This window comes from Luteimonas sp. MC1782 (genome assembly GCF_014164605.1).
Classification (GTDB): domain Bacteria; phylum Pseudomonadota; class Gammaproteobacteria; order Xanthomonadales; family Xanthomonadaceae; genus Luteimonas.
The window spans coordinates 1,780,102-1,805,432 of record NZ_JACJFT010000001.1; the positions used below are offsets into that span (position 1 = coordinate 1,780,102).

Here is a 25,331-nt window from a genome sequence, read left to right on the forward strand (position 1 = left end):
ATTCGCACGCCTCGGAACGCCAGCGAAGAATGTCGGCATGTGCGGTCAGCCGCCGCGCGATCAGCCAGCAGCGACGATGTTCACACTTACCCCCACGGCGGATCCCCTGTGGTCGCCATCAACTCCCACACGTTTCCGTCCGGATCACGGAAGGCGGACTGGTACATCCACCCGTGGTCTGCCGGCTCCCGATGCGACGCGCCGCCGGACGATGACGCCCGCGCCACCATCGCGTCCACCTCGTCCCGCGACCCCAGGTGCAGGCAGGTCAGCACCGCCGTGGACGCAGCGGGATCGCCGACCGGCCGGGTGCAGAAGCCCGCGAAGAAGTCGCGCGCCAGCAGCATCGCGTACATGTTGTCGCCGAGCACCACGCAGGTCGCGTTGGCATCGGAGAATTGCGGATTGATGGCGAACCCGAGCCCTTCGAAGAACGACCGCGAGCGCCCCGGATCCGCGACCGGCAGGTTGATGTAGATCGCGCTGCAGGCACTCACGCGCCTGCCTCCCCCGCCAGCGCCGCGCCCATCGCGACCACCGGCGAAAAGCCGCCGAAGATCATCCGCTTGCCGTCGAACGGCATCGGGTTCTTCGCCGGATCCGCGCGCGGGTCGTCCATCATGTCCTTCATCGCCGCATCGCGCGTCGCCTTGTCGGGCCACTCGATCCACGAGAACACCACCGACTCGTCGTCCCTGGCCTGCACCGCACGGCGGAAGTCGGTGACCTTGCCGTCGGGCACGTCGTCGGCCCAGCACTCGAGCACGCGCAGCGCGCCACGGTCCATGAACATCGGATCACCCTCGTTGGCGTGGTCGATGAACTCCTGCTTGCGCGCGGTGGGCACCGCGAGCACGAAACCGTCGATGTAGCTCATGTCATCCTCCAGTGAATGATGGGAGGCACCCGGTGGGTGTCGCCCGCGGTGTCAGGCCATCGAATGCAGGCCGACGTGGTTGCCGTCGGGATCGGCGACGACCGCGCAGAAGCCGTAGGGCCCTATGGATTCCTTGCCCGACACCTCGCGGCCGCCCGCGGCCAGCGCGCGGGCCAGCGGCGCCGCGCAGTCATCGCTGCCGAAGTACACCATCAGGCCGCCCGCGGACGGCTGCGCATCGGGCGCGTGCACCAGCGCGCCGCCGGCGCCGAAGCCCTGCGGATCGGCCGGGAACGCGAACATCGCCAGGGTCCCTTCCGCGGTTGGATCGGCCAGGGGTTCGAGCGTGGTGTCGAGCATCGCCTCGTAGAAGGCCTTCGCCTTCGCGAGGTCGCGGACGTGGATCTCGAACCAGACCACCGGATTGCCCTTCGCGCAGCCTTCCATCGTGTCCTCCGGACCGTCGTGCGGCGCTCAATGTGAACACCGTTCACTTGTGTTCGCGGAGGCTAAACTGGACACTGTCCACATGTCAATCCGCACCGCACCAGCGCCGCGTCCGCGCAAGACCTACCGCCATGGCAACCTGCGCAACGCACTGGTCGACGCCGCGGTGGCGCTTGCGCGTGAAGGCGGCCCCGACGCGATCGTCCTGCGCGAGGCCACGCGCCGCGCCGGCGTGGCGCCGAATGCCGCGTACCGCCACTTCAGCGGCCATGGCGAACTGTTCGCCGCGGTGCGCGCCGTGGCGCTGGCCGAGACCGCGCGTGCGATGGAGGACGAGATCGCGCATGCCGAAGCGCTGCGGGCGGCAAAGCCCCGCGCGCGCGCCATGCTGGCTGCGGTCGGACGCGCCTACGTGGCCTATGCGCAGCGCGAAACCGGCATGTTCCGCACCGCCTTCGCGTCCGGCACCACCGGCGACCCGCTGCCTGCGGAGCCGGCCGCCACCGGTGCACGCGGGCTGGGCCCGTTCGGCATGCTCGGCCTGGCGCTGGACGCGATGGCCGGCGCGGGCCTGTTGCCCGCCGCGCAACGCCCCCAAGCGGAGTTCCTGGCCTGGTCGGCGGTGCACGGCCTGGCGCTGTTCATGCTTGAAGGACCGCTGCGTGGCACCGATCCGGCGCAGCGCGCGGCACTGACCGAACGCCTCCTGGCGATGGTCGAGTACGGACTGCAGGCCGCCCCGCCGCCTCAGTCGGGCGGCAAGGCCGCGCGGTAGCCCGCGGCCTCCACCGCGCGCAGCACCTCCGCCACCGCCTCGACGCTGCGCCCGTGCGGCGCACCCTCATGCAGAAGCACGATGGCGCCGGGCGCAAGGCCGCGCGCCACGCGTTGCGCGATGCGTACCGGATCGGATTCCACGGCGTCATAGCCGCGAGCGCTCCATGCCACCCGCGCCAGCCCGGCCTCGCGCAGCGGCGCATGCACGAACGGATTGGCGTGGCCCACCACCGCCCGGAACCAGCGCGGCGCGCGCCCGGTGATGCGTGCCAGGGTCGCCTGGCACTCGAGGATCTCGCGGCGCATCGCCGCCGGCCCGAGGGCCCAGAAGCGCGCCTGCGGATGGCGCTGGCTGTGGTTGCCGATGCCATGCCCGCGCGCCGCGATCTCGCGCACCAGCGCGGGCCGCGCCTCGGCACGCGCACCGACCAGGAAGAACGTCGCCCGCGCCGCGTGCGTGTCCAGCAGATCGAGGATGGCCGGCGTGTCGTTGGAGGGCCCGTCGTCGATCGTCAGCCAGACCTCGGGTGAGCCCGCGGGCAGGCGCCGCAGCACCGGCCCGAACAGCCGCGAACCGGGCCGCAGCGTGCCCCACACGAACGCCAAATGTACCGCCAACAGCGCCGCCAGGCCCCAGGTCCAGCCCGCGCGCCACCAAAGCCAGGCCACAAGCCCGTGTGCCACCAGCGCCAGCCACAGCCACGCATGCGGACGGCGCGGAACACGATGCAACGGGGGCGGAGGCGGCGCAGGCATCGCCGCATGATGACATGCGTCAAGGCCGCGGCCGGAGGCGAAGGGGTACCCTAGACGGCCCCTCTCCATGCGGTTGCCGCCATGTCCCTCGACCCCCAGCTCCGCCAGCGCATCAAAGACCTGCTGCAGGCCAACCGCATCGTGCTGTTCATGAAGGGCGACCCGCGCGCCCCGCAATGCGGCTTTTCCGCCAAGGCCGTCGCCGCCCTGACTGCGCTTGAAACTCCCTACGCGCACATCAACGTGCTGGCCGACCCCGAGATCCGCGAAGGCATCAAGGCCTACGGCGACTGGCCCACCATTCCGCAGCTGTACATCGACGGCGAACTGGTCGGCGGCAGCGACATCATCGAACAGATGTCCAACTCCGGCGAACTGCACAGCGCCCTCGGCCTGCCCGCCCCCGACCGCACCCCGCCCACCGTCACCGTCACACCCGCCGCGCACGCCGTGCTGCGCAAGGCGATCGACGACGCCGGCGGCGACCTCGTGGTCAAGCTCGACATCGACCCCAACTACCGCACCCGCCTCGCCCTCGCCCAGCCCGAAGCCGCCGCCATCACCGTCGAATGCGACGGCGTGCGCGTCCAGGTCGACGCCCCCGCCGCGCGTCGCGCCGACGGCGTCACCATCGACTGGGCCGACGACACCCGCGGCCGCGGCCTGGTGGTCGACAACCCCAACGCCATCCCCCCGGTACGACCCATGTCCCCGGTCGACGCCCAGGCCCGCACCAGCGATGGCACCGTCCGCCTGGTCGACGTGCGCCCGGCCGACGAACGCGCGCAAGCCGCCGTCACCGCCCCCTTCATGACCCTCGACGACGGCCCCGCCGCGCTCGAAGCGCTCCCGAAAGACACCCCGCTCGCCTTCCTCTGCCACCACGGCGGCCGCAGCGGCCAGGCCGCCGAACGCTTCCGCCAGCTCGGCTTCCGCGAGGTCTACAACATCGAAGGTGGCATCGACGCCTGGAGCCAGCACGTCGACAGCACCATCCCCCGCTACTGAGGGGTGCTTTCGCCTGGCCCAAGTTCCGGCCAAGGCCGCACGCCCAGAAGCTTCGCTGGCGTTCCGAGGCGTGCGCTTGCGGGCGTGCGGCCTTGGCCTCCTCGTGATCCTGCTGCAGTGGGAGAGGGGCAGGGACGGGACGGTGCTCTTGCCTGGATGAGTGGGACGTCCGGCGATTCCACACATTGTTGTGACGCCGCACATCGCCACAACCCGCGACAGCCCACCGCCGGCTGACCGCGCATGTCGGTGCTCGCACGCCTCGGAACGCAAGCGAAGAGCGCCGGCATGCGTGGGCAGCCCCGCCATAAACCAGGACGTCGCCAGCATCCGCGACGGCCCACCAAAGGCTGACCGCGCATGTCGGTGCGCGCACGCCTCGGAACGCCAGCGAAGCGTGCCGGCGTGCGTGGTCAGCCCCGCCGGACCCCAACAAATCTAGAAGCCGCCGCCAGCCTCCAGCCACGCCGCCTCGGCCGCCGTACTCTCCCGTCCCAAGGCCCGGTTGCGATGCGGGAACCGCCCGAACTGCGCGATCACGTCCCGATGCTCCACCGCATAGCGCAGGAACTCCGGATCCAGCCCGCGCACCAGCGCCACGCAGCGCTCCTGGTCGGCCAGGTCCTCCGAGTGCTCGAACGGCAGATAGCAGAACACCCGCAGCGCCGGATCGACCTCGAGATCGAGCCCCGCGTCCAGCATCCGCACTGCGTAATGCCTCGCCAGCGAATCGCAGGCGTACGCATGCCCACTGTCGCGGAAGATGTTGCGCGGCACCTGGTCGAGCAGGAGCAACAGCGCCAGCGCACCCTCCGCCGACGCCATCCAGTGCTCCAGCCCCCGCCGCCCCGCCGCGAAGTGAGCCGCCTCGAAGCGTCCGCGCAGCTGCGCGTCGAACGCATCGTCGCGCGCGAACCACTTCGCAGGCCCCGCCTCGCGCCAGAACGCAACGACCTCGCCCGGCGCCGGCATCGTCACTCGTCGAACCTCATGTGGCGCACCGACTTGCCATGGCGGCGGATCAACCGCAGTGCCTCGATGCCGACCTGGATGTGGCTCTCCACGTACTCGATGCTCACCCGCGCGTCCGAGGCCTCGGTCTTCACCCCTTCCGGGATCATCGGCTGGTCGCTGACCAGCAGCAGCGCCCCGCACGGAATCCGGTTGGCGAAGCCCGCCGCAAAGATGGTTGCCGTCTCCATGTCGATCGCCATGCAGCGCATCGCCCGCAGCCGCTCCTTGAACGCCTCGTCGTGCTCCCACACCCGCCGGTTGGTGGTGTAGACCGTGCCGGTCCAGTAATCGAGGCCAAGGTCGCGGATCATCGTGGACACCGCGCGCTGCAGCGCGAACGCCGGCAGCGCCGGGACCTGGGGCGGCAGGTAGTCGTCGCTGGTGCCCTCGCCGCGGATCGCCGCGATCGGCAGGATCAGGTCGCCGAGCTGGTTCTTGCGCTTCAGCCCGCCGCACTTGCCGAGGAACAGCACCGACTTCGGCTTGATCGCCGACAGCAGGTCCATCATGGTCGCCGCGTTCGGGCTGCCCATGCCGAAGTTGATCATGGTGATGCCGTCCGCCGTGGCGCTCGGCATCGGCCGGTCCATGCCGACCACCTCGGCGCCGGTCATGCGGCTGAAGTGCCCCAGGTAACCGCCGAAGTTGGTCAGCAGGATGTGCTCGCCAAATCCGTCAAGCGGCACGCCGGTGTAGCGCGGCAGCCAGTTGTTGACGATCTCGTCCTTCTCTTTCATCCCATGCTCCTTTTTTGCGGAACATTCTTGCACGCGCGGCGAAGGCGGACGGCGGCCCCCACCTTCCGCACATTGCGGCCCGGCGCACGGGCCGGCTAGGGTGGGCGACCATTCGGGGGAGAGCACGATGAAGTATCCGATGCACGCCGCGCTGGCCGCGGCGCTGGCCACCGCGCTGGCCGCGGGCTGCGCCAGCACCAGCGCCGCAGGCCCGCGCGACGCCGGCGCGAAGCCTGGCGCCAGCAGCACCGGCGACGCCTATCCCAGCACCTACCGCGCGATCGCCAGCGCGCCGGTGCTGGTCACCGGTGCCACCGTGCTCACCGGCACCGGCGAACGCCTCGACGGCGCCGACGTGCTGATGCGCGACGGCCGCATCGTCGCCGTGGGCCGCGGGATCGACGCGCCCGCCGACGCGGTGCGTGTGGACGGCAGCGGCAAGTGGGTCACGCCCGGCATCATCGACGTGCACTCCCACCTCGGCGTCTACCCGAGCCCGGGCACGCGCTCGCACAGCGACGGCAACGAGGCGACCTCGCCGGTCACCGCCGCGGTGTGGGCCGAGCACTCGGTGTGGCCGCAGGATCCCGGCTTCCACGCCGCGCTCGCCGGCGGCGTGACCAGCCTGCAGATCCTGCCGGGCTCGGCCAACCTGGTCGGCGGCCGCGGCGTGACGCTGCGCAACGTGCCGGCCACCAGCTACCAGGGCATGAAATTCCCGGATGCGCCGCACGGGCTGAAGATGGCCTGCGGCGAGAACCCCAAGCGCGTCTATGGACAGAAGGGCGGCCCCGCGACGCGCATGGGCAACGTGGCCGGCTACCGCGCCGCGTTCATCGATGCCGCCGACTACCGCGACAAGCAGAAGGCCGGCGGCGACAAGGCCGGCAAGCGCGACCTGAAGCTGGAGACCCTGGCCGCGGCGATGGACGGCGAGATCCTGGTGCACATCCACTGCTACCGCGCCGACGAGATGGTCACCATGCTCGACCTCGCCGACGAGTTCGGCTTCAAGGTGGCGGCGTTCCACCATGGCGTGGAGGCCTACAAGATCGCCGACCGGCTCGGCGCCGACGGCGTCTGCGGCGCGCTCTGGGCCGACTGGTGGGGCTTCAAGATGGAGGCCTTCGACGGCATCCAGGAGAACGTGGCGATCGTCGACCGCGCAGTGAACGGCTGCGCCATCGTGCACTCGGATTCCGAGGAGGGCATCCAGCGCCTCAACCAGGAGTCGGCCAAGGTGATGGCCAGCGCGCGCCGCGCCGGCATCGACATCGCGCCGGAACGCGCGATCCGCTGGATCACGCGCAACCCGGCGCAGTCGATGGGCATCCTCGACCAGACCGGCACGCTCGAGGCCGGCAAGCGCGCCGACGTGGTGCTGTGGAACGGCAACCCCTTCAGCTCGTACGCGCTCGCCGAGCAGGTGTGGATCGACGGCGCGCGCATGTACGACCGCAACGACCCGTCGCGCCAGCCGCGCTCGGACTTCATGCTCGGCCGGGGCGCGGCTGCCGGAGGTGGCCGATGAGCGCCGTGCGCGGCACGACCCGCCTCGCGCCGCTCGCGGCCCTGGCGCTTCTCGTGGCCACCGCGCCCGCGCTGGCGCAGGACCTGCTGATCCGCAACGCCACCGTGCACACCGCCACCGCGCGCGGCACGCTGCAGGGCGCGGACGTGCTGGTACGCAACGGCCGCATCGCCGCAGTCGGCACCGGGCTGGATGCGGGCGGCGCCACGGTGGTCGAGGCCAACGGCAAGCCGGTCACCCCGGCGCTGTTCGCCGGCATCACCGCGATCGGCATCGACGAAGTCTCCGGCGAGGACGCCACCACCGACACCACGCTCGCCCTCGGGGCGGCGTCCAAGGAGATGGTGGTGCGGCCGGAGTTCGACGTCACGCTCGCCTACAACGCGGACTCGCTGCTGGTCCCGGTGGCGCGCGTGGAAGGGCTTGGCTTCACCCTGCTCGCGGCCGGCACCGGCGAGGGCGGCTCGATCATCGGCGGCCAGGGCGCGGTGATGCGCCTGGACGGCAGCGACCAGCCGGCGGGCCCGAAGCTGCTGTTCGTGCAGCTCGGCGGCGGCCGTGCCGCTGGCCTCGCCGGCGGCTCGCGCGCGGCGCAGTGGATGCTGCTCGACCAGCTGGTGGATGAAGTGCGCGGCCGCATCCCGGCCGGCTCCAACGCCGCGCTGCTCACCCCCGCCGGGCGCGACACGCTGAAGCGCTATTTCGACGGCGGTGGGCGCCTGGTGGTGGGAGTGGACCGCGCCGCCGACATCCGCGAGCTGCTGCGCTGGTCGAAGCGCCACGGCGTGCAGGTCGCGATCCGCGGCGGTGGCGAGGCCTGGCGCGTGGCGCCGGAACTGGCCGCGGCCAGGGTGCCGGTGTTCGTCGACCCGCTCGACAACCTGCCGTCCAACTTCGACCGCATCCACGCGGCGCTGGAAAACGCCGCGCGGCTGCGCGCGGCCGGCGCGACCGTCGGCTTCAGCCAGGCCGGCGACAGTTCGCACAACGCGCGCAAGATCCGCCAGCTGGCCGGCAACGCGGTGGCGCACGGCCTGCCGTGGGAAGACGGCCTGGCGGGCCTGACCCGCGTGCCCGCCGAAGCGTTCGGCGTCGGCGCCGAGCTGGGCGGCATCGCGCCAGGCATGCGCGCCGACCTGGTGCTGTGGGACGGCGACCCGCTCGACGTCGCCAGCGTCGCCCGCCAGGTGTGGTTCGACGGCCGCGCGATCCAGATGCACTCGCGGCAGACCGAGTTGCGCGACCGCTACCTGCGGCCCGCGCCGGACGCCACGCGCGGTGACCTGCCGCGCGCGTACCCCACGCCGGCGCGCTGATGGCAGCAGGCGCGGCCCCGGGGGCGGCGCCCGGCTACCGCGCGGACGTCGATGGCCTGCGCGCCATCGCCGTACTCGCGGTGGTCGCGTACCACGCGTTCCCGCGCCTCGTGCCGGGGGGCTTCGTCGGCGTCGACGTTTTTTTCGTCATCTCCGGGTTCCTGATCACCGGCATCCTGCGCGACGGCCTGGCCGCCGGCACGTTCGGCTTCGGCGGGTTCTACGTGCGCCGCATCCGGCGGCTGTTCCCGGCGCTGGTGGTCGTGCTGGCGGCGTGCCTGGTGGCCGGCTGGTGGCTGCTGGTGCCGGCCGACTACGCCGCGCTCGGCCGCCATGCCGCGGCCAGCGCCGGCTTCGTGGCCAACCTGGCGTTCTGGCACGACACCGATTATTTCGCCGCGGCGGCCGAGACCCTGCCGCTGCTGCACCTGTGGTCGCTCGGCGTGGAAGAGCAGTTCTACCTGCTGTGGCCGCCGCTGCTGGTGCTGGCATCCATGCGCGGGGTCGACACGCGCCGCCTGGTGCTGGTGGCCGGGCTGCTGTCGCTGGCGTACTGCCTGTGGCTGAGTCCGCGCGATGCGAGCGCCGCGTTCTACCTGCCGTTCACCCGCTTCTGGGAGCTGCTGGCCGGCGCGTGGCTGGCGCACCGCCTGGGCGGCACCGCAGCCACCGCGGTGCCGCAACGCCCGCGATTGGCCGCCGAACTGGCGGCGTTTGCCGGACTCGCGCTGATCATCGCCGCCTGCGTCGGCCTCAGCGACCAGTCGACGTTCCCGGGCTGGCGCGCGCTGCTGCCGGTGGCCGGTGCCACGCTGCTGATCGCCGCGGTGCCCGCCACGCGCTGGGCGCAGCGGCTGCTGTCGCTGCGCGCGCTGGTGTGGATCGGGCTGGTCAGTTATCCGCTCTACCTGTGGCACTGGCCGCTGCTGTCGTTCGCGCGCATCCACGCCACCGGCGAAGTGGCGCCGGGCCTGCGCATGGCGCTGGTGGCGCTGGCCGTGGTGCTGGCAGGGCTCACCTGGTGGCTGGTGGAGCGCCCGCTGCGGCACCGCATGCGCGCGCGCCGCGCGCTGGCGCTGCTGCTGCCGGCGATGGCGATGGTGCTGGTGGCTGGCCTCGCGCTGTGGGCGCTGCAGGGCGTTGCGTCGCGCGCCGGCGAACCGGTGCGGCGGTACGCGAACTACGGCTACGACTGGCGCGCGCCATCGCGCGAGGGGACGTGTTCGCTGGTCGGCGCGCCCGGCGAGCCGGCGGAATTCCCGGACGAATGCGTCGACGCCCCGACCTCGCCGCCACGCCCGCTGCTGGTGCTGTGGGGCGATTCGCATTCCGCGCTGCTGTACCCGGGCATGCGCGAGGTGGCGGACGGCCGCCTGCGCCTGGCGCAGTTCACGCGCAGCGGCTGCCGGCCCTATGTCGATCCCCGCAAGGAGCCGTGCCGGAGCGACAACGCGCGCGTGCTGCAGCGCATCGCCACCCTGCGCCCGGACTACGTGGTGCTGTTCGCCTACTGGAACGGGCGCGAATACCGGGACCCGGCGCAGGTGCTGGCGGACCTCGAGCCCGGCATCGCCGCGCTGCACGCCTCCGGCGTGGGCCAGGTGGTGGTGCTGGGGCCGGCGCCGCGCTGGCGCGCGTGGCTGCCGGCGCTGCTCGTGCAGCGCCATGCGCGGGAGCCGTTCCTGCAGGTGCCGCAGCGGCTGCGCGGCGAAACCGTTCCCGAGGTGCATGCGCTGGACGCCGCGCTGCGCGCCGCATTCAGCGGTCGCGACGACGTCACCTATGTCTCGGCACTGGCCACGCTGTGCGACCTGCGCGGCTGCCTGACCTACGTCGACACGCCCGCCGAGCTCACCACCTGGGACTACGGCCATCTTGGCCCACGCGCGTCCGCGCTGGTGGCATCGGCCGTGGTCGAAGCGCTCGAGGCACCGCGCAGACCTTGATCGCGGTCAACACCCGCCGGCCTGCAACGGCCGATGATCCGGATACACAGAGGGAGGGACTGCCATGCATCCTGTTTTCGTCGAGCTGTTCGCCCGGCCGGTCGGCTGGCTCACGATCGGTGGCGCGCTGATCATGTTCGGAATCACCATCGGCGTGCCGCTTTTCATCCGCAGCCGCGAGCGCGCCGAGGCGCGTGAAGCGGAACGCAAGCGCCTGGGCACGCCGTGACTGCGTGATGGCGTGACGCCGCCGTGCCGGGGGTGGGCACGCCGGACTCACGCCGCCGCCGGCTAAGCTGGGGCCAACGCAGCCCTGGAGACGCCCATGTCCACGCGCTACCTCATTGCCCTGCCCGACCCGGAACGCACCCGCGCCGCGGGCGAGTTCGCCTTCATTGCCCAGGGTGCCGACGCCTTTGCCCGCGAGCTGCAGGACGCGCTGCGCGGCGACGGCCTGTTCCAGCGCTGGCGCGCCACGCAGGACGAACCGGACGAAGTGGATCCCGCGCTCGGCGTGATCGATTCATCCGCCACCGTCACCGGCACCCAGCGCGAGACGCGCGTGGAACTGGTCGCCGACACCGTCCTGCCCGGCGCGGTCTTCAAGCACCGCATGCGCCTGCTGGCCGGCAGCGCCTGGGAACTGCGCGACGTGCGCGCCGGCTGAACGGCGTGGCACCGCGGCCCGTCGCACTGCTGGCCTGGAGCGGCGGCAAGGACGCGGCCTGGGCGCTGCAGGCCCTGCGCCAGCGCGGCGAGGTCGACGTGGTCGGCCTGCTGTCCACCATCAGCGCGGGCGAGGAGCGCGCATCGCTGCAGCACGTGCGCGCCGACGTGTTGCACGCGCAGGCCGCGGCTACCCGGCTGCCGCTGCTGGAAATGCGCATCCCGCACGGCTGCGACAACGCCTGCTACGAAGCCGCCTTCGCCGCCACGCTCGCCGAAGCGCAGGCGCGCTGGCCCGGCATCACCCGCATCGCCTTCGGCGACCTGCTGCTGGCCGACATCCGCGGCTGGCGCGAAGCCCTGTGCGCGCGGCTGGGCTGGAGCGCGCTGTTCCCGCTGTTCGGCGCCGACACCACGGCGCTTGCGCGCGACATGCTCGCCGGCGGGTTGCGCGCGCAGCTGTGCTGCGTCGACACCACGCAGCTCGATGCCGCCTTCAGCGGCCGCGATTTCGACGCCGACTTGCTGGATACGCTACCCGCGGCCGTCGACCCCTGCGGCGAGAACGGCGAATTCCACACCTGCGTGAGCGACGGCCCGATGTTCACCGCGCCGCTGCAACTGGTGCGCGGCGCCACGTCCCTGCGCGACGGCCGCTTCGCCGTGACCGATTACACGGTGGGGGTTGGGCGACGGCCGAGCGATACCACGGATCAGCGCAGGACTCCGCGCGCGGCCATGTAGCGCGCGAACCACCACAGGCCGAACGCGATCGCCACCAGGAGCACCGGGAAACCGAGGCTTGAGACACCCCCCGTGGTCCACGCCGGCGTGACCGCGAAGCTGGCGAGCACCTGCACCACCAGGGCCGCCAGCGCCAGCAGGTACACAGGCACCGCCCAGCGCCTGCGCAGCAGCAGGCCGATGGACCCGAGCACACCGCCAATGGTCGCCAGGCCGTAGAAGAGATACAGCCAGGCGGGCGTGGCCTCGTAGATCGCGCGCTGGTCGGCGGGCATCGCCGCGAGCGCCTGCTCCGGCATCGCCACCTGCATGGTGAACGCCGCCACCCCGATCAGGTTCCACAGCAGCGCCAGCCCGCCGACGATCCAGACGCTGGCCGGCACTTTCATCGCAGCGCCTTCGCGTGGTGGGCGATGTGGTCGCCGATGAAGCTGGCGATGAAGTAGTAGCTGTGGTCGTAGCCGGGCTGCATGCGCAGCTGCAGCGGATGGTCCGCCGCTGCGCAGGCGGCCTGCAGCAGCTCGGGGCGCAGCTGGGTGGCGAGGAATTCGTCGGCATCGCCCTGGTCGACCAGCAGCGGCAGCTTTTCCTTTGCCGACTTCACCAGTTCGACCGCGTCGTGCCGCTTCCACGCTGCGCGGTCGTCGCCGAGGTAGGCGGCGAACGCCTTCTCGCCCCACGGCACCTGGCTCGGCGCGACGATCGGCGAAAACGCCGACACGCTGCGGTAGCGGCCCGGGTTCTTCAGGGCGATGGTGAGCGCGCCGTGGCCGCCCATGGAATGGCCGCTGATCGCGCGCGCGTCGCTGGCCGACGGATCGGCTTCCACCCACGCCGGCAGTTCGTCGACGATGTAGTCGTACATGCGGTAGTGCGCCGCCCACGGATCCTGCGTGGCGTTGACGTAGAAACCCGCGCCCTTGCCGATGTCGTAGCCCTCGGCGTCGTGCACGTCGTTGCCGCGCGGGCTGGTGTCCGGCGCGACGATGATGATCCCGTGCTCGGCGGCATGGCGCTGCGCGCCGGCCTTGGTGATGAAGTTCTGCTCGTTGCAGGTCAGGCCCGAGAGCCAGTACAGCACCGGGCAGGGACCCTCCGCCGCCTGCGGCGGGAAGTACACGCCCACGGTCATGTCGCAGTCCAGGACGTCCGAGCGGTGGCGGTAGACGTCCTGCCAGCCGCCGAAGCTGGCGCGGTGTTCGATGCGTTCCATGGCAGGCCTCAGTAGTGGATGACGGTGCGGATCGACTTGCCTTCGTGCATCAGGTCGAAGGCCTCGTTGATGCGCTCCAGCGGCAGCGTGTGGGTCACGAACGGCGCCAGCTGGATGTCGCCGCGCATCGCGTCCTCCACCATGCCCGGCAGCTGGCTGCGTCCCTTCACCCCGCCGAACGCGGTGCCCAGCCACTTGCGGCCGGTGACCAGCTGGAACGGGCGCGTGCTGATCTCCTGCCCCGCGCCGGCGACGCCGATGACCACGCTCTGGCCCCAGCCGCGGTGGGCGCATTCGAGCGCGGCGCGCATCACGTCGACATTGCCGATGCACTCGAAGCTGTGGTCCACGCCCCAGCCGGTCATCTCCACGATCACCTGCTGCACCGGCGTGTCGTGGTCCTTCGGGTTGACGCAATCGGTGGCACCCATCTGCGTGGCCAGCTCGAACTTCGACGGGTTGGTGTCGATGGCGATGATGCGCCCGGCCCTGGCCTGCACCGCGCCCTGGATCACCGCCAGGCCGATGGCGCCAAGGCCGAACACCGCGACCGTGTCGCCTTCCTGCACCTTGGCGGTGTTGTGCACCGCGCCGATGCCGGTGGTCACGCCGCAGCCGAGCAGGCAGACGTGCTCGGGGTTGGCGTCCGGGTTCACCTTCGCCAGCGAGACCTCGGCGACCACCGTGTACTCGCTGAAGGTCGAGCAGCCCATGTAGTGGTAGACCGGCTCGCCGTTGTAGCTGAAGCGCGTGGTGCCGTCGGGCATCACGCCCTTGCCCTGCGTTGCGCGCACGGCGACGCACAGGTTGGTCTTGCCCGACTTGCAGAACAGGCATTCGCCGCACTCGGCGGTATACAGCGGAATCACGTGATCGCCGGGCTGCACGCTGGTCACGCCCTCGCCGACCTCGACCACGATGCCCGCGCCCTCATGTCCGAGCACCGCCGGGAACACGCCTTCCGGATCGTCGCCGGAGAGCGTGAACGCATCGGTGTGGCAGAGCGCGGTGTGGGTGATCCTGACCAGCACTTCGCCCTTCTGCGGCGGGGCGACGTCGAGCTCGACGATCTGCAGCGGCTGGCCTGCGGCAAAGGCGACGGCGGCACGGGATTTCATGGTTTCAACTCCTGCAATGCAATGGCGTGGTCGGCGGCCGCGGCGCGGAGGTGCCGTGGCGGCTTGATATGGGTCACTTCAGATAGGAACGGATCAGGCCGGTCATTTCGGCGACGCGCGCGTCGCGGTCGGACGCGTCGGCCGCCGGCTGCCCGAACTGCTCGCGCAGGTGAGACTCGAGCACTTCGCTCATCAACCCGTTGACCGCGCCGCGGATGGCCGCGATCTGCTGCAGCACCGGCGCGCAGTCGGCGCCGGCCCCAAGCGCGCGGTCGAGCGCGTCGCACTGGCCGCGGATGCGGCGCACGCGGGCGAGGACCTTCTTCTTTTCCTCTGGCGAATGCGGCACGGCGGGCAGCCCGGTTGATAGTGGGGGGGAGTATACCAGCCGACACTTGACCGGGAGCGCGGCCAAGGAGAACGATGCATGCACCATCCACCCATCGCCCCAGGGCTACAACCGATCCCCGCATGGCCACCGACCCGCACTTCCTCGCCTACATCGCCGAACAGGCCGCGCTTGGTGAGCGCCTGACCCACAGGAAGCTGTTCGGCGAGTACGCGGTCTACGTGGACGGCAAGGTCGTGGCCTTCGCCTGCGACAACAGCCTGTTCGTGAAACCCTCCGCCGCAGTGGCGCGCCTGGCACGCGGCCTGCCACTGCGGCCTCCGTATCCCGGCGCGAAGGACTATCCCGTCGCCGATGAACTGCTGGACGATGCCGAAGCGCTGAAGCGGCTCCTGCTCGACACCGCCGCGCTGATGCCGGAGCCGAAGCCGAAGGCCAAGCCGAAACCGCGGCGGCAGCCCGAAAAAGCGGGCTAGCCGCGCGCGGGCATCAGCGCATTGTCCAGCGCCTGCGCCCGCTGGTAGGCCGGCCGCGCGCGCAGGCGTTCGGCCCAGGCGGTGAACGCCGGGCGCTCCGGGATCGACTTGAATCCCAGGCCGAAGTCGACCTGGCCACCGACGTAGACATCGGCCGCGCTGAAGCGCTCGCCCAACAGCCACGGCGATGCCGCCGCGGCCGCCTGCTCCAGCGCATCAACGGTGTGCTCGTAGCTGCCGTAGCCGACCATGCCGGCCTTTTCGGCGGGCGCCAGCAACCCCATCGCACGCGCGCTGACGGCGGCCTCCACCGGGCCGGCGGCGAAGAACATCCAGCGCAGGTAGGTCCCGCGCGCCGGGTCGTCCAGCGCCGGGGCCAGGCCGGCCTGCGGGAAGGCGTCGGCAAGATAGGCGCAGATCGCCGCGGCTTCGGTGACCACCACGCCGCGGTGCTGCAGCGCCGGCACCTTGCCCATCGGGTTGATGGCCAGGTACTCGGCCGACTTCATGCTGCCGCCGTACTCCTGCACCACCGTGCGGTATTCGACGCCCAGCTCTTCGAGCATCCAGCGCACGATGCGGCCGCGCGACATCGGGTGGGTGTGGAAGACGAGTTCTTCGCGCGGTGCGGACATGGCGGCGGTTCCGTGATCGGGTCCGCGAAGTCTAGCGCCGCTCAGCCGGTGTTCTGCACCCCGGCCGCGATGCCGTTGACGGTCGCGAACAGCGCGCGCAGGGTCGCGTCATCCGCGCTGCCGCCCGCGCGCCAGCGGCGCAGCAGCTCCACCTGCAGCAGGCTGATCGGGTCGACGTAGGGATTGCGCAGGCGGATCGACAGGCGCAGGCGGTAATCGCCCGCCAGCAGCCTGTCGGCGCCCTTGATGGCCAGGATGCTGTCACGGGTGCGCGCGAACTCCGCGGCGATGCCCGGGAAAAACACGTCATGGGCGTCACCGGCCAGGCGCGAGTAGCGCTCGAAGATGGCAAGGTCGGATTTGGCCAGCAGCATTTCCACGTCGTCGAGCATGGCGGCGAAGAAATGCCAGTCGCGCGCGAGCTCGGCCATGGCGTCGAGGCCGTGCTCGTCGATGCCGCGTTGCAGCGCATGGCCCACGCCATACCAGCCGGTGAGCCCGGAGCGGTTCTGCGACCAGGCGAACACCCAGGGAATGGCGCGCAGGTTGGCGATGCCGCCATCGCGGCGGCGCGATGGCCGCGAGCCGATCTGCAGGCGCTCGATCACGTCCACCGGCGTCGCCGCGCGGAAATAGGCGTTGAAGCCGGGATCCTCGTGCACCAGCGCGCGGTAACAGGCGCGCGAGTCCGCGGACAGGCGGTCGGCGATCGCACGCCAGGCCTGCACGCGCGGCTCCGGCGGACGCGGCCGCAGGCTGGCGCGCAGCACCGCGCCGGTCATCTGCTCGAGGTTGCGCAGCGCGAGTGCACGGATGCCGTACTTGCGGTGGATCACCTCGCCCTGCTCGGTGACGCGCAGCCGCCCGTCCACGGTGCCGCGCGGCGCGGCGATGATCGCGCGCTCGGTCTTGCCGCCGCCGCGGCTCACCGACCCTCCGCGGCCGTGGAAGAACACCAGGCGCACGCCGGCTTCGCGCGCCAGCCGCATCAGGTCGACCTGCGCACGCTGCAGCGCCCAGCGCGAGGCGAGCAGGCCGCTGTCCTTGGCGCTGTCGGAATAGCCCAGCATCACGATCTGGCGATCGCCGCGGGCGCGCACGTGGCGGCGGTACACCGGGTCGTCGAACAGTGCGTGCATGACCCCTGCGGCGGCATCGAGGTCGTCGACGGTCTCGAACAACGGTGCCACGTCCAGCGGCACTTCGCCCGCGCCGTCGCCCTCGACGCAGCCGGCGATGCGCGCCAGCGCCAGCACCGCGAGTGCATCGGCGGCACTGCGGCTCATGCTGACGATGTAGGGGCCGAAGGCGGCGTCACCGTAGCGCGCGCGCGCGGTGGTCACCGCACGGAACACGTCGAGCGCGGCCTTGGCGGCGTCGGCGGCCGGCACGCGCGGCTGCGGCGCATCGATCAGCGCATGCAGGCGCGCGAGGCGCGCGTCGAGCGGCTGCGTGGCCCAGTCGTCGTCACCTTCCAGCGCGGCGAGCGCGGCATCGTGCGCGGCCGAGTCCTGGCGGAGGTCGAGTGCTGCGAGGTGGAAGCCGAAGCTGCGCACGCGCCGCAACAGGCGCCGCAGCGCGAACAGGCCCGCGTGCTGGCCGCGATGGTGCGCAAGGCTGGCGTCGATGAGCCCGAGGTCGTCGAGGAAGTCGTCCACGCCGGCATATGCCGCGCCGGGCGGCGCGCCCTCGTCGGCTGCGGTCGCCGCCAGCCGCGCCGACATCAGCTCCATCAGCTGCCGATAGGGCATGTCCGCCTGGCGCGCGCGCAGGCGCGCCGCGGCCTTTGGCATCAGCGCCTTGTACGCGGCGAGCCGTGCGTTCACCGCGTCGTCCACGCCGGCGCGGCCGCGGCTCTGGGTGAGCACCTGGCCCAGCGCCGCCAGCTCCGCGCGGTACTGGCCCAGCACCTGCGCGCGCTGCGCGGCCAGCGCGGCCTCGATGGTGTCGGCGCCCACGTTGGGGTTGCCGTCCATGTCGCCGCCCACCCAGGTGCCGAAGCGCAACACGTTGGGCAGCGCGATGCGCTCGCCCCAGATGGCGTCCACGGCATCGGCGAACACTTCGTAGAACGCCGGCAGCACCCGGAACAGCACGCCGAGGTAGTGGCCGATGTGTTCGACCTCGTCGGTCACGGTGGGCTTCAGCGGTGGCGCTTCCGAGGTCTGCCAGGTGGTGGCCAGCGCCTGGCGGATGCGCGACTCGTCGCTGCGGCGCTCGTCGGGCGTGCGCGTGCGGTCGATGTCGGCCACCAGCCGCTCCACGATCACCGACTCCTTGGCCAGCAGCGCGCGGCGTACGGCCTCGGTGGGATGCGCGGTGAACACCGGCTCCACCCACAGTGCGGGCAGCAGTGCCTGCAGCTCGCCGAGCGTCACGCCATCGGCATGCAGCGCGCCGAGCACCGCCTCCAGCCCGCCCGGCTGCGGCCCCTCGTCGCTGCGCTGGTGGTCGCGACGGCGGCGGATGCGGTGCACCCGCTCGGCCAGGTTGATCGCGCTGAACCACGCCGAGAACGCACGCACCAGCGCATCGGCGTCGTCCAGCGACACGGCGGCCAGGTGCCCGGCCAGCTCATCGATCGGCGCCCCGCTCTCGCGCCGCGCGATCGCCGCCCGCCGCACCGTCTCCACCTGCGCCAGCAACGCCGGCGATACCTGTTCGGACAGCATCTCGCCGACCATCCCGCCCAGCCGGCGCACGTCATCGCGCAGCAACGTATCGGTCTCGGCAAAGTCGAGCTGCTCACGCAGCGGCGCGTCGAGGTCCCGGGATTCCGGAGAGTGCTTGCTCATGCCTTGCAGGCTACCGATCTCAGTACGCAAACTCGCGGAAGACGCGATCGATGTTTCCGGCCCATTCGCCGTGGTACAGCGCGAGCTTGCGTTCGGCGGGGGTTTCGTTGGCCATCACGTATTCGACCAGAGGCTCGAGGAAGCGGGTTTCGTCCTGTCCGTCCTCATTGAGACGCGCGCGGCGCGCGAGACCGGCGGAGGCGATCTCCAGCGCGCGCTGCGCCAGGTCGCGCACGGTGCCGTCGCGGAACTTCAGCTTGAAGGCGTGCTTCGGAACGCCGTCGCGCAGCGCGTGGCGTTCGTCGCGGCTGAAATCCTTCACCAGGTCCCAGGCGGCATCCAGCGCGGCATCGTCGTACAGCAGGCCGACCCAGAAAGCCGGCAGCGCGCACAGCCGGTTCCACGGCCCGCCATCGGCGCCGCGCATTTCCAGGAACTTCTTCATGCGCACTTCCGGGAACGCGGTGGTCATGTGGTCGGACCAGTCGGTCATGGTCGGCAACGCACCCGGCAGCACCGGCAGGCGGCCTTGCATGAAGTCGCGGAAGCTCTGGCCGCTGGCGTCGTGGTACACGCCGTCGCGGTAGCTGAAGTACATGGGCACGTCGAGCAGGTAGTCGACGTAGCGTTCGTAGCCGAAGCCGTCCTCGAACACGAAATCGAGCATGCCGGTGCGGTCGGGATCGGTGTCGGTCCAGATGTGCGAGCGCCAGCTGAGGTAGCCGTTGGGCTTGCCCTCGGTGAACGGCGAGTCGGCGAACAGCGCGGTGGCGATCGGCTGCAGCGCCAGCGCCACGCGGAACTTCTTCACCATGTCGGCTTCGCTGGCGAAATCGAGGTTCACCTGCACCGTGCAGGTGCGGGTCATCATGTCCAGGCCGAGGTTGCCGACCTTGGGCATGTACGACTTCATGATGCGGTAGCGGTCCTTGGGCATCCACGGCATGTCGGCGCGCGCCCATTTGGGCTGGAAGCCCATGCCGAGGAAGCCGAGGCCGAGCTCGTCGGCCACGGTCTTGACCTCGCGCAGGTGGCTGCCCACTTCGCGGCAGGTCTCGTGGATGGTGGTCAGTTGTGCGCCGGAAAGCTCCAGCTGGCCGGCCGGCTCCAGGGTGACCGACGCGCCATCCTTCAGCAGCGCGATCACCTGGCCGTGCTCGGTCACCCGCTCCCAGCCGAAGCGGCACAGGCCGTCGAGCAGCGCGCCGATGCCCTGCGGGCCTTCGAAGGTCGGCGGGCGCAGGTCGTCGAGGCGGAAGCCGAACTTCTCGTGCTCGGTGCCGATGCGCCAATCGTCCGGCACGCGCGCGCCGCCGGCGATATAGGCGACCAGCTCGTCGCGCGAGCGGATGGGGGGGTTGGCACTTTCACTGGGGCTGGACACGGTGGCGGGCTCGTCGACGCTTGTTGGCAAGGCCAACGGTCGCGGCCCGGCGCAGGAAGCGGCCACTATATCCTGTGGCTTCCGCACGGCCGGCCCCACCACCGGATTGCAGCGTCGCCGCCATCCCCGCAATCGGGACGCGCCGGCGGCTGCTGGCGCATCAGCTGCAGGGCAGCTCCAGCCAGCCGCAGATCACCTTGCGCGCTTCGTCCACGCCGAGCTTGGACTCGCCGGAGAAGGTCTGCACGCCCACCGTGTCGCCGTAGGTCGCGGCCAGGTCACGGCGCACCGTCAGCAACGTGGCGCCGGCGTTGCCCTTCGAGAGCTTGTCGGCCTTGGTCAGCAGCACGTGCGCCGGCAGGCCGCGGTTGGCGGCGTAGCCGAGCATGTGCCGGTCGTAGTCCTTCAGCGGGTGGCGGATGTCCATCACCACCACCAGCCCGCGCAGCGCCTGGCGCGCCTGGAAGTAGCGGTCGAGGAAGGCCTGCCAATGCGCCTGCAGCTCGCGCGGCACCTTGGCGTAGCCGTAGCCCGGCAGGTCCACCAGGTAGCGCAGGGTGTGCGGCGGCAGGTCGAAGAACACCAGCTGCTGGGTGCGCCCCGGGGTCTTGGACACCCGCGCCAGCGCATTCTGCTGGCACAGGGCGTTGAGCGCGCTGGACTTGCCGGCGTTGGAACGGCCGGCAAACGCGACCTCGAAGCCGTCATCGGGCGGGAGCTGACGCGGGTTGTGCGCCGCCAGCAGGTACTGGGCGCGTGCAAGGGGATTGGCCATGCGCACAGGATCGCATGGGCGCGTGCGCCACGGGCCGCCAGACCGGTTTGACCGTTCCAAGCCGCGCCCTAGATAATGGCAGGCCTTGCGGGCGCCTTCCGGCGCCAGCGCGGCGCGGGCGCACAACGCCCCGCCTGACCGATCCACGGAGCCCAGCAAGATGCGCCACGCCCGCAGCTACGCCCTCGTCGGCCTCACCGCCCTGGTGATCGGCGCCGTCGCCTTCGCCCAGACCACGGTGGCACCGCTGGAAGAAGCCGAGCCGGTGGAGACCCTGCCGCTGGAGTCCGTCGACGCGCTGGCCGAACTGGCCAAGACCGTGCCGGGCAACGCCCAGAACGGCGCCACTCTGGCCGGCACCTGCGCCGCCTGCCACGGCCTGGACGGCAAGAGCACCATCCCCGAGGTCTACCCCAACATCGGCGGCCAGAGCGAACGCTACCTCGCCGAGCAGCTCGCACTGTTCAAGAGCGGCGAGCGGCAGAACGCGATCATGCAGCCGTTCGCGTCGATGCTGTCCGCGCAGGACATGCGCGACGTCGGCGCGCACTTCGCCCACCAGCCGTCGTCGGCCGGCATCGCCGACGACACCGAAGTCACCGAAGGCACCTACGCCGGCATGAAGTTCTACGAGATCGGCGAACAGCTGTTCCGCCGCGGCGACTTCGCCCGCGGGATCCCGGGCTGCATGGCCTGCCACGGCCCGACCGGCGCCGGCAACCCCGGCCCCGCGTACCCGCAGGTGGGTGGCCAGCAGTCCTGGTACACCGCGCGCCGCCTGCAGGAATACCGCACCGGTACCACCACCGCGCGCGACACCGCCAACTTCGACGTCATGGCCAGCATCGCCCGCCAGCTGACCGACGAAGAGATCGGCGCGCTGTCGAGCTACATGCAGGGCCTGCACGCGCGTCCCGACGCCGCCATGCTGGCCGCGATCGCCAAGATGCCGCCGGCCCCGCCGGCTCCCGCCGCCCCTGCGCCCGCGCCGGTCGACGCCGCGCCGGAAGGCGCTGCACCGGAAGGCGAGGCGCCGGTGGAAGCCGTGCCCGCCGCCGCGCCGGAAGCGGACGCCCAGCAGGCTTCGTGAACTTGCGCCGACCGCCGCGGTCGGAGTCTTCACAACGCCTGAATCGCAGCGCCGGCCAGACTCCTGTGCCGGCGCTTTGCTGTCCGCCCCCGCCAACGAGCCCATGTCGATGACCCTGCGCCTCCCGCACCTGCTTCTCCCGCTGCTGTTCGCCCTGTGCGCGGCCGCGCCCGCGCTGGCGCAAACCGACGGCCTGGTCGAAGGCCGCGACTACGTGGTCATCGCCGGCGGCGCGCCGCTGCAGGCGACCAAGGGCAAGATCGAAGTGGTCGAGGTGTTCGCCTACTGGTGCCACGTCTGCAACGACTTCCAGCCGCTGGTCGATACCTGGACGAAAACGCTGCCGCGCGACGTCGCCTTCCGCTACCTGCCGGCGGCGTTCGATCCCAACGACGGCCTGGCGCGCGCCTATTTCGCCTCCGAGTCGATGGGCAAGCTGGCACGCACCCACCACGCCACCTTCCGCGCCATCCATGTGGAGCAGAGCCTGCCGGCGCGTGGCGCCACGGCGGCGGAGATCGGCACCCTGTACGCCACGCTCGGCATCGATGCCAAGCGCCTGGCCAACGCCATGCAGTCCAAGGCGACCGATGCGCGCATGCAGGCCGCGCGCGAGTTCATGATCGGCGCCGGCGTGGAGGGCACGCCCACCATGATCGTCAACGGCAAGTACCGCGTGAAAGGCCGCAGCCTGGCCGACATGCTCCGCCACACCGACCTGCTGGTCGCGCGCGAGCGCGCCGCCGCCAAGGCGCGCTGACCCCCTTTTTTCCGTTCGCATCGAGTCCATGCCATGAACAAGCTGCTCTTCGCCCCCCTGCTGCTGACCGTGCTGCTGGCTGCCTGCAGCCGAGACGAGGCCCCGGCCACCGACATCGCCGCTGCCCCCGCCACCACCGAGGCGTCCAGCCCGGCCGCGATCCCGGACGAGCCCGCGCTGGACCCGTCCGCGCCTGCCGCGGCAGCCACCGATGACGTGGCGGCCACCGCGCCGGCCGCCACCGCCCCCGCCGCAGATGCCGCCGTCGCCGCCGCCTCGCAGGCCGCGGTGCAGGGCCCCGGCCCCGTCGCCGGCACCGACTACGTCGAGATCACCGGTGGCCAGCCGTTCGCGCCGCTCGCCGGCAAGATCGAAGTGGTCGAGGTGTTCGCCTACTCCTGCGGCCATTGCGCCGCCTTCGACCCGCTGATCACCGCGTGGAAGAACAAGCTGCCCGGCGACGTGCGGTTCAACTACCTGCCGGCGGTGTTCTCCGACCAGGACAACTTCCCCAAGGCGTTCTTCGCCGCGGAGGCCATCGGCGCGCTGGACAAGGTGCACGCCAGTACCTTCAAGGCCATGCACATCGATCGCAGCCTGCGCCCGAACGCCAGCAGCGACGACATCATCAAGTTCATGGCCAAGCAGGGCGTCGACGGCGCGCAGCTCAAGGGCACCATGGACAGCTTCGCGGTGAACGCCAAGGTGGGCCGCGCCAAGCAGTTCGCCGTGCGCAGCGGCATCGACTCAACGCCCACCGTGGTGGTCAACGGCAAGTACCGCGTGCGCGGGCGCTCGCTGGAAGACGTGCTGCGCATCACCGACCAGCTGATCGCGCGCGAGCGCGCCACCATGCAGGCCGGTGGCGGCAACTGACGCCATCCTTCCTGGCGCGGCGCCCGACGAGGCGCCGCGCGAGGAACTGCGCGTGCAGCGGCTGAAGCTGCTGAGCGCCAACATCCAGGCGGGCTCCAGCACCCGCCGCTACAGCGACTACGCCACCCGCAGCTGGTCGCACGTGCTGCCCGCCGGCAACAAGCTCGGCATGCTCGACACCATCGCCAAGCTCGCCGGCCGCCACGACATCGTGGGCCTGCAGGAAGCCGACCCCGGCAGCTGGCGCTCCGGCTTCACCAACCAGACCCACTACCTCGCCGAACGCGGCGGCTTCGACTACTGGACGCACCAGCCCAACCGCCGCATGGGGCAGTTCGCCTCCAGCGCCAACGGCCTGCTCAGCAAGTTCGAACCGACCTCCATCAGCGACTACCCGCTGCCCGGCCGCATCACCGGCCGCGGCGTGCTGCTGGCGCGCTTCGGCGAAGGCGACGAAGGCCTGACCATCGCCGTCGCCCACCTCTCGCTCGGCGCGCAATCGCGCGCGTCGCAGCTGTCGTTCATTGCCGAACTGCTGGCCGACCAGCCGCACGTGGTGTTGATGGGCGACTTCAACTGCACCATCGACCGCCCGGAAATGGCCACCCTGTTCCGGCAGACCCGCCTGCAACCACCGGCGTGCATGGTGCACACCTTCCCCAGCTGGAAACCGCAGCGGGCGATCGACCATATCCTGGTGAGCGACAAGCTTGCATGCCGCGACCTGCAGGCATTCCCGGCGGCGTTTTCGGACCACCTGGCGCTGTCGGTGGATCTGGAAGTGCCGGATGGGGCGCTGCGGCGGTAGGGGTTTTCGGGCGCGCCGAAGGCGACGTTCGATGGATGTGCCTTGAGCGGAGAGCTCGGTGCATACCGGCGGAATCGAAGCGGTACTCGCTACCGCCCTAAAGATGGGCTCTAATCCGGCATTACCGCCCCGTTGATGGGGTGTAATCAATTGTTAGGCCATAGGGGATTTTCATGCGTTGCTTCAACCATTTAGAGACTCGAGCAGTTGGCCTTTGCAAGCATTGCAGTAAAGGTCTGTGTCACAGCTGTGCCAACGACCTTGGCTTTGGGCTGGCCTGCCGAGATCTGCATGAACCAGAGGTCACTGCCGTCAATGAGATGGTGGAGCGTGCTACGCAGGCTCAAGGAGTAAATCGCTCCAACAAGTATCTCTCTCCGCTCTTCTTCCTTGTTCTGGGCTCATCCTTTGTCGGCTACGAGCTGTACTCCGGCAATCGAGGCGCAGGCTTTGGCTTCTTGTTCGGTGGCTTGCTAGTCGCTTACGGGCTTTACTTAGTCGTAGTTGTTCGTCGGACGTACTCACCGGCAAAGGCCTAACAATGCGTTCAAGCCGAAGCCGCTTCGTTACGCAAAGCACATGGCAGGTACAGCTTGCCATGTGCTTCGCTTCACTACGCGTCTCGGCTTAACTTAGGTGTTAGGCGGCACACCAACTAGGACTGCGGCCCATGAGTGATGAACAGCCAACACCATCGCTTCACGGCTCTTGTCACTGCGGGGCAGTTCGACTCACTCTTCCATTCCCGCCAAGCGAGGCCACGAGCTGCAATTGCTCGCTCTGTCGCCGGTCCGGAGTCATTTGCGCCTACTACGGGCTAGGCACAGTGTCTATTCAAGGGCATCCCGAGAACACGGAGGACTATGTTTGGGGTGACCGGACCCTGAGGAACGTGCGGTGCAAAGCGTGCGGAATCTTCACTCACTGGGAACCACTGGACCCCAAACCTGGCGCTCGGCACGGAGTAAACCTGCGCAACTTCGAGCCAGCGCTCCTCGAGTCAGTGGTCGTAAGGCGCTTCGATGGTGCAGATACGTGGAAATTCCTCGATTGAACACTCTCCGCGCGGTGCCGCCTAACAGTTCATTCAAGCCGATGCCGCTTCGCGGCACGGCTTAATTCTGGCGTTAGCGCCCGCAATGAAAGTTCTCGCCATCGTCCTGGTTTCGCTCCTCGCTTTTCCGGCCGATGCGTGTCGCATCCGGCACATCCCTGCAGAAGAGAGACTAGCCT

The 25,331-nt window shown here is 70.6% G+C and carries 26 protein-coding genes and 1 pseudogene; 13 read left to right on the top strand and 14 right to left on the bottom strand.

What is annotated here, in order from left to right; translation table 11 throughout:
- Nucleotides 1–86: 86 nt before the first annotated feature.
- From H5368_RS08315 to H5368_RS08325, 3 genes are read right to left on the bottom strand one after another with little or no spacing between them, the layout of a single operon-like run.
- The gene (locus H5368_RS08315; RefSeq protein ID WP_182823198.1) at nucleotides 87–497 is read right to left on the bottom strand and encodes a VOC family protein; all 411 of its coding nucleotides are present in this window, start codon (nucleotides 495–497) and stop codon (nucleotides 87–89) included.
- A complete protein-coding gene (locus H5368_RS08320; protein ID WP_182823200.1) occupies nucleotides 494–877 on the bottom strand; it encodes a DUF1428 domain-containing protein in 384 nt (127 codons plus the stop codon). Before H5368_RS08320 ends, H5368_RS08315 begins: the two co-directional genes overlap by 4 nt.
- A 51-nt stretch (nucleotides 878–928) precedes the next feature.
- On the bottom strand, nucleotides 929–1,324 hold the full coding sequence (locus H5368_RS08325; RefSeq protein ID WP_182823201.1) for a VOC family protein: 396 nt from the start codon (nucleotides 1,322–1,324) through the stop codon (nucleotides 929–931).
- 82 nt (nucleotides 1,325–1,406) lie between these two features.
- Here H5368_RS08325 and H5368_RS08330 point away from each other — a divergent pair, with 82 nt between their 5' ends.
- Nucleotides 1,407–2,099: a TetR-like C-terminal domain-containing protein gene (locus H5368_RS08330; RefSeq protein WP_182823203.1), complete on the top strand. Its 693-nt coding sequence runs from the start codon at nucleotides 1,407–1,409 to the stop codon at nucleotides 2,097–2,099.
- Here H5368_RS08330 and H5368_RS08335 read toward each other — a convergent pair.
- On the bottom strand, nucleotides 2,072–2,857 hold the full coding sequence (locus tag H5368_RS08335; RefSeq protein WP_182823205.1) for a polysaccharide deacetylase family protein: 786 nt from the start codon (nucleotides 2,855–2,857) through the stop codon (nucleotides 2,072–2,074). The two genes, H5368_RS08330 and H5368_RS08335, sit on opposite strands and share 28 nt — an antisense overlap.
- Before the next feature lie 81 nt (nucleotides 2,858–2,938).
- Between H5368_RS08335 and grxD the strand changes: the two genes are divergently transcribed.
- Nucleotides 2,939–3,865: a Grx4 family monothiol glutaredoxin gene (grxD, locus tag H5368_RS08340; protein WP_182823207.1), complete on the top strand. Its 927-nt coding sequence runs from the start codon at nucleotides 2,939–2,941 to the stop codon at nucleotides 3,863–3,865.
- 438 nt (nucleotides 3,866–4,303) lie between these two features.
- Here grxD and H5368_RS08345 read toward each other — a convergent pair whose 3' ends face one another.
- Both H5368_RS08345 and H5368_RS08350 read right to left on the bottom strand, forming a co-directional pair.
- Nucleotides 4,304–4,837: a DUF924 family protein gene (locus H5368_RS08345; protein WP_182823916.1), complete on the bottom strand. Its 534-nt coding sequence runs from the start codon at nucleotides 4,835–4,837 to the stop codon at nucleotides 4,304–4,306.
- A 2-nt stretch (nucleotides 4,838–4,839) separates the two neighbouring features.
- A complete protein-coding gene (locus H5368_RS08350; protein WP_182823209.1) occupies nucleotides 4,840–5,616 on the bottom strand; it encodes an AMP nucleosidase in 777 nt (258 codons plus the stop codon).
- Nucleotides 5,617–5,755: 139 nt separating this feature from the next.
- Here H5368_RS08350 and H5368_RS08355 point away from each other — a divergent pair, with 139 nt between their 5' ends.
- From H5368_RS08355 to H5368_RS08380, 6 genes are all read left to right on the top strand, one after another.
- A complete protein-coding gene (locus tag H5368_RS08355) occupies nucleotides 5,756–7,147 on the top strand; it encodes an amidohydrolase (RefSeq protein ID WP_182823918.1) in 1,392 nt (463 codons plus the stop codon).
- Nucleotides 7,144–8,463: an amidohydrolase family protein gene (locus H5368_RS08360; protein WP_182823211.1), complete on the top strand. Its 1,320-nt coding sequence runs from the start codon at nucleotides 7,144–7,146 to the stop codon at nucleotides 8,461–8,463. Before H5368_RS08355 ends, H5368_RS08360 begins: the two co-directional genes overlap by 4 nt.
- Nucleotides 8,463–10,409 carry an acyltransferase family protein gene (locus H5368_RS08365; RefSeq protein WP_182823213.1) on the top strand — a complete coding sequence of 649 codons (1,947 nt, stop codon included), beginning with the start codon at nucleotides 8,463–8,465 and terminating at the stop codon, nucleotides 10,407–10,409. Before H5368_RS08360 ends, H5368_RS08365 begins: the two co-directional genes overlap by 1 nt.
- Nucleotides 10,410–10,473: 64 nt before the next feature.
- Nucleotides 10,474–10,638: a hypothetical protein gene (locus H5368_RS08370; RefSeq protein WP_182823215.1), complete on the top strand. Its 165-nt coding sequence runs from the start codon at nucleotides 10,474–10,476 to the stop codon at nucleotides 10,636–10,638.
- Between the two features lie 96 nt (nucleotides 10,639–10,734).
- Nucleotides 10,735–11,076, top strand: a complete 342-nt coding sequence (locus tag H5368_RS08375; RefSeq protein ID WP_182823217.1) for a hypothetical protein — start codon at nucleotides 10,735–10,737, stop codon at nucleotides 11,074–11,076.
- Nucleotides 11,077–11,081: 5 nt separating this feature from the next.
- The gene (locus tag H5368_RS08380; protein WP_182823218.1) at nucleotides 11,082–11,819 is read left to right on the top strand and encodes an ATP-binding protein; all 738 of its coding nucleotides are present in this window, start codon (nucleotides 11,082–11,084) and stop codon (nucleotides 11,817–11,819) included.
- Here the strand turns inward: H5368_RS08380 and H5368_RS08385 are convergent.
- The 4 genes from H5368_RS08385 to frmR all read right to left on the bottom strand — a co-directional run bounded on the left by H5368_RS08385 (nucleotide 11,789) and on the right by frmR (nucleotide 14,499).
- Nucleotides 11,789–12,208 carry a sugar transporter gene (locus H5368_RS08385; protein ID WP_182823220.1) on the bottom strand — a complete coding sequence of 140 codons (420 nt, stop codon included), beginning with the start codon at nucleotides 12,206–12,208 and terminating at the stop codon, nucleotides 11,789–11,791. The two genes, H5368_RS08380 and H5368_RS08385, sit on opposite strands and share 31 nt — an antisense overlap.
- Entirely contained in the window at nucleotides 12,205–13,032 is an 828-nt protein-coding gene (gene fghA, locus H5368_RS08390; RefSeq protein WP_182823222.1) for an S-formylglutathione hydrolase, read from the bottom strand. Before fghA ends, H5368_RS08385 begins: the two co-directional genes overlap by 4 nt.
- A gap of 8 nt (nucleotides 13,033–13,040) precedes the next feature.
- A complete protein-coding gene (locus H5368_RS08395) occupies nucleotides 13,041–14,150 on the bottom strand; it encodes an S-(hydroxymethyl)glutathione dehydrogenase/class III alcohol dehydrogenase (protein WP_182823225.1) in 1,110 nt (369 codons plus the stop codon).
- Nucleotides 14,151–14,223: 73 nt separating this feature from the next.
- Nucleotides 14,224–14,499: a formaldehyde-responsive transcriptional repressor FrmR gene (gene frmR, locus H5368_RS08400; RefSeq protein ID WP_182823227.1), complete on the bottom strand. Its 276-nt coding sequence runs from the start codon at nucleotides 14,497–14,499 to the stop codon at nucleotides 14,224–14,226.
- A gap of 122 nt (nucleotides 14,500–14,621) precedes the next feature.
- Here frmR and H5368_RS08405 point away from each other — a divergent pair, with 122 nt between their 5' ends.
- A complete protein-coding gene (locus H5368_RS08405; protein WP_182823229.1) occupies nucleotides 14,622–14,975 on the top strand; it encodes a TfoX/Sxy family protein in 354 nt (117 codons plus the stop codon).
- On the opposite strand, the gene H5368_RS08410 is transcribed toward H5368_RS08405, so the two are convergent.
- From H5368_RS08410 to yihA, 4 genes are all read right to left on the bottom strand, one after another.
- The gene (locus H5368_RS08410) at nucleotides 14,972–15,610 is read right to left on the bottom strand and encodes a glutathione S-transferase family protein (RefSeq protein WP_182823231.1); all 639 of its coding nucleotides are present in this window, start codon (nucleotides 15,608–15,610) and stop codon (nucleotides 14,972–14,974) included. The two genes, H5368_RS08405 and H5368_RS08410, sit on opposite strands and share 4 nt — an antisense overlap.
- Before the next feature lie 41 nt (nucleotides 15,611–15,651).
- Nucleotides 15,652–18,405, bottom strand: a complete 2,754-nt coding sequence (gene ppc, locus H5368_RS08415) for a phosphoenolpyruvate carboxylase (RefSeq protein WP_182823233.1) — start codon at nucleotides 18,403–18,405, stop codon at nucleotides 15,652–15,654.
- Nucleotides 18,406–18,424: 19 nt separating this feature from the next.
- Nucleotides 18,425–19,789 carry a glutamate--cysteine ligase gene (locus H5368_RS08420; protein WP_182823235.1) on the bottom strand — a complete coding sequence of 455 codons (1,365 nt, stop codon included), beginning with the start codon at nucleotides 19,787–19,789 and terminating at the stop codon, nucleotides 18,425–18,427.
- A gap of 160 nt (nucleotides 19,790–19,949) precedes the next feature.
- The gene (yihA, locus tag H5368_RS08425) at nucleotides 19,950–20,564 is read right to left on the bottom strand and encodes a ribosome biogenesis GTP-binding protein YihA/YsxC (protein WP_182823237.1); all 615 of its coding nucleotides are present in this window, start codon (nucleotides 20,562–20,564) and stop codon (nucleotides 19,950–19,952) included.
- Nucleotides 20,565–20,724: 160 nt separating this feature from the next.
- On the opposite strand from yihA, the pseudogene H5368_RS08430 reads away from it, so the two are divergent.
- The 4 genes and pseudogenes from H5368_RS08430 to H5368_RS08445 all read left to right on the top strand — a co-directional run.
- Nucleotides 20,725–21,483: pseudogene (locus H5368_RS08430) on the top strand (c-type cytochrome); the annotation flags it as partial.
- 280 nt (nucleotides 21,484–21,763) lie between these two features.
- The gene (locus H5368_RS08435) at nucleotides 21,764–22,414 is read left to right on the top strand and encodes a thiol:disulfide interchange protein DsbA/DsbL (protein WP_182823241.1); all 651 of its coding nucleotides are present in this window, start codon (nucleotides 21,764–21,766) and stop codon (nucleotides 22,412–22,414) included.
- Between the two features lie 33 nt (nucleotides 22,415–22,447).
- On the top strand, nucleotides 22,448–23,290 hold the full coding sequence (locus tag H5368_RS08440; protein WP_182823242.1) for a thiol:disulfide interchange protein DsbA/DsbL: 843 nt from the start codon (nucleotides 22,448–22,450) through the stop codon (nucleotides 23,288–23,290).
- Nucleotides 23,291–23,336: 46 nt separating this feature from the next.
- Nucleotides 23,337–24,098, top strand: coding sequence for an endonuclease/exonuclease/phosphatase family protein (locus tag H5368_RS08445; protein WP_255486489.1), 762 nt, complete (start codon nucleotides 23,337–23,339; stop codon nucleotides 24,096–24,098).
- Nucleotides 24,099–25,331 lie beyond the last annotated feature (1,233 nt).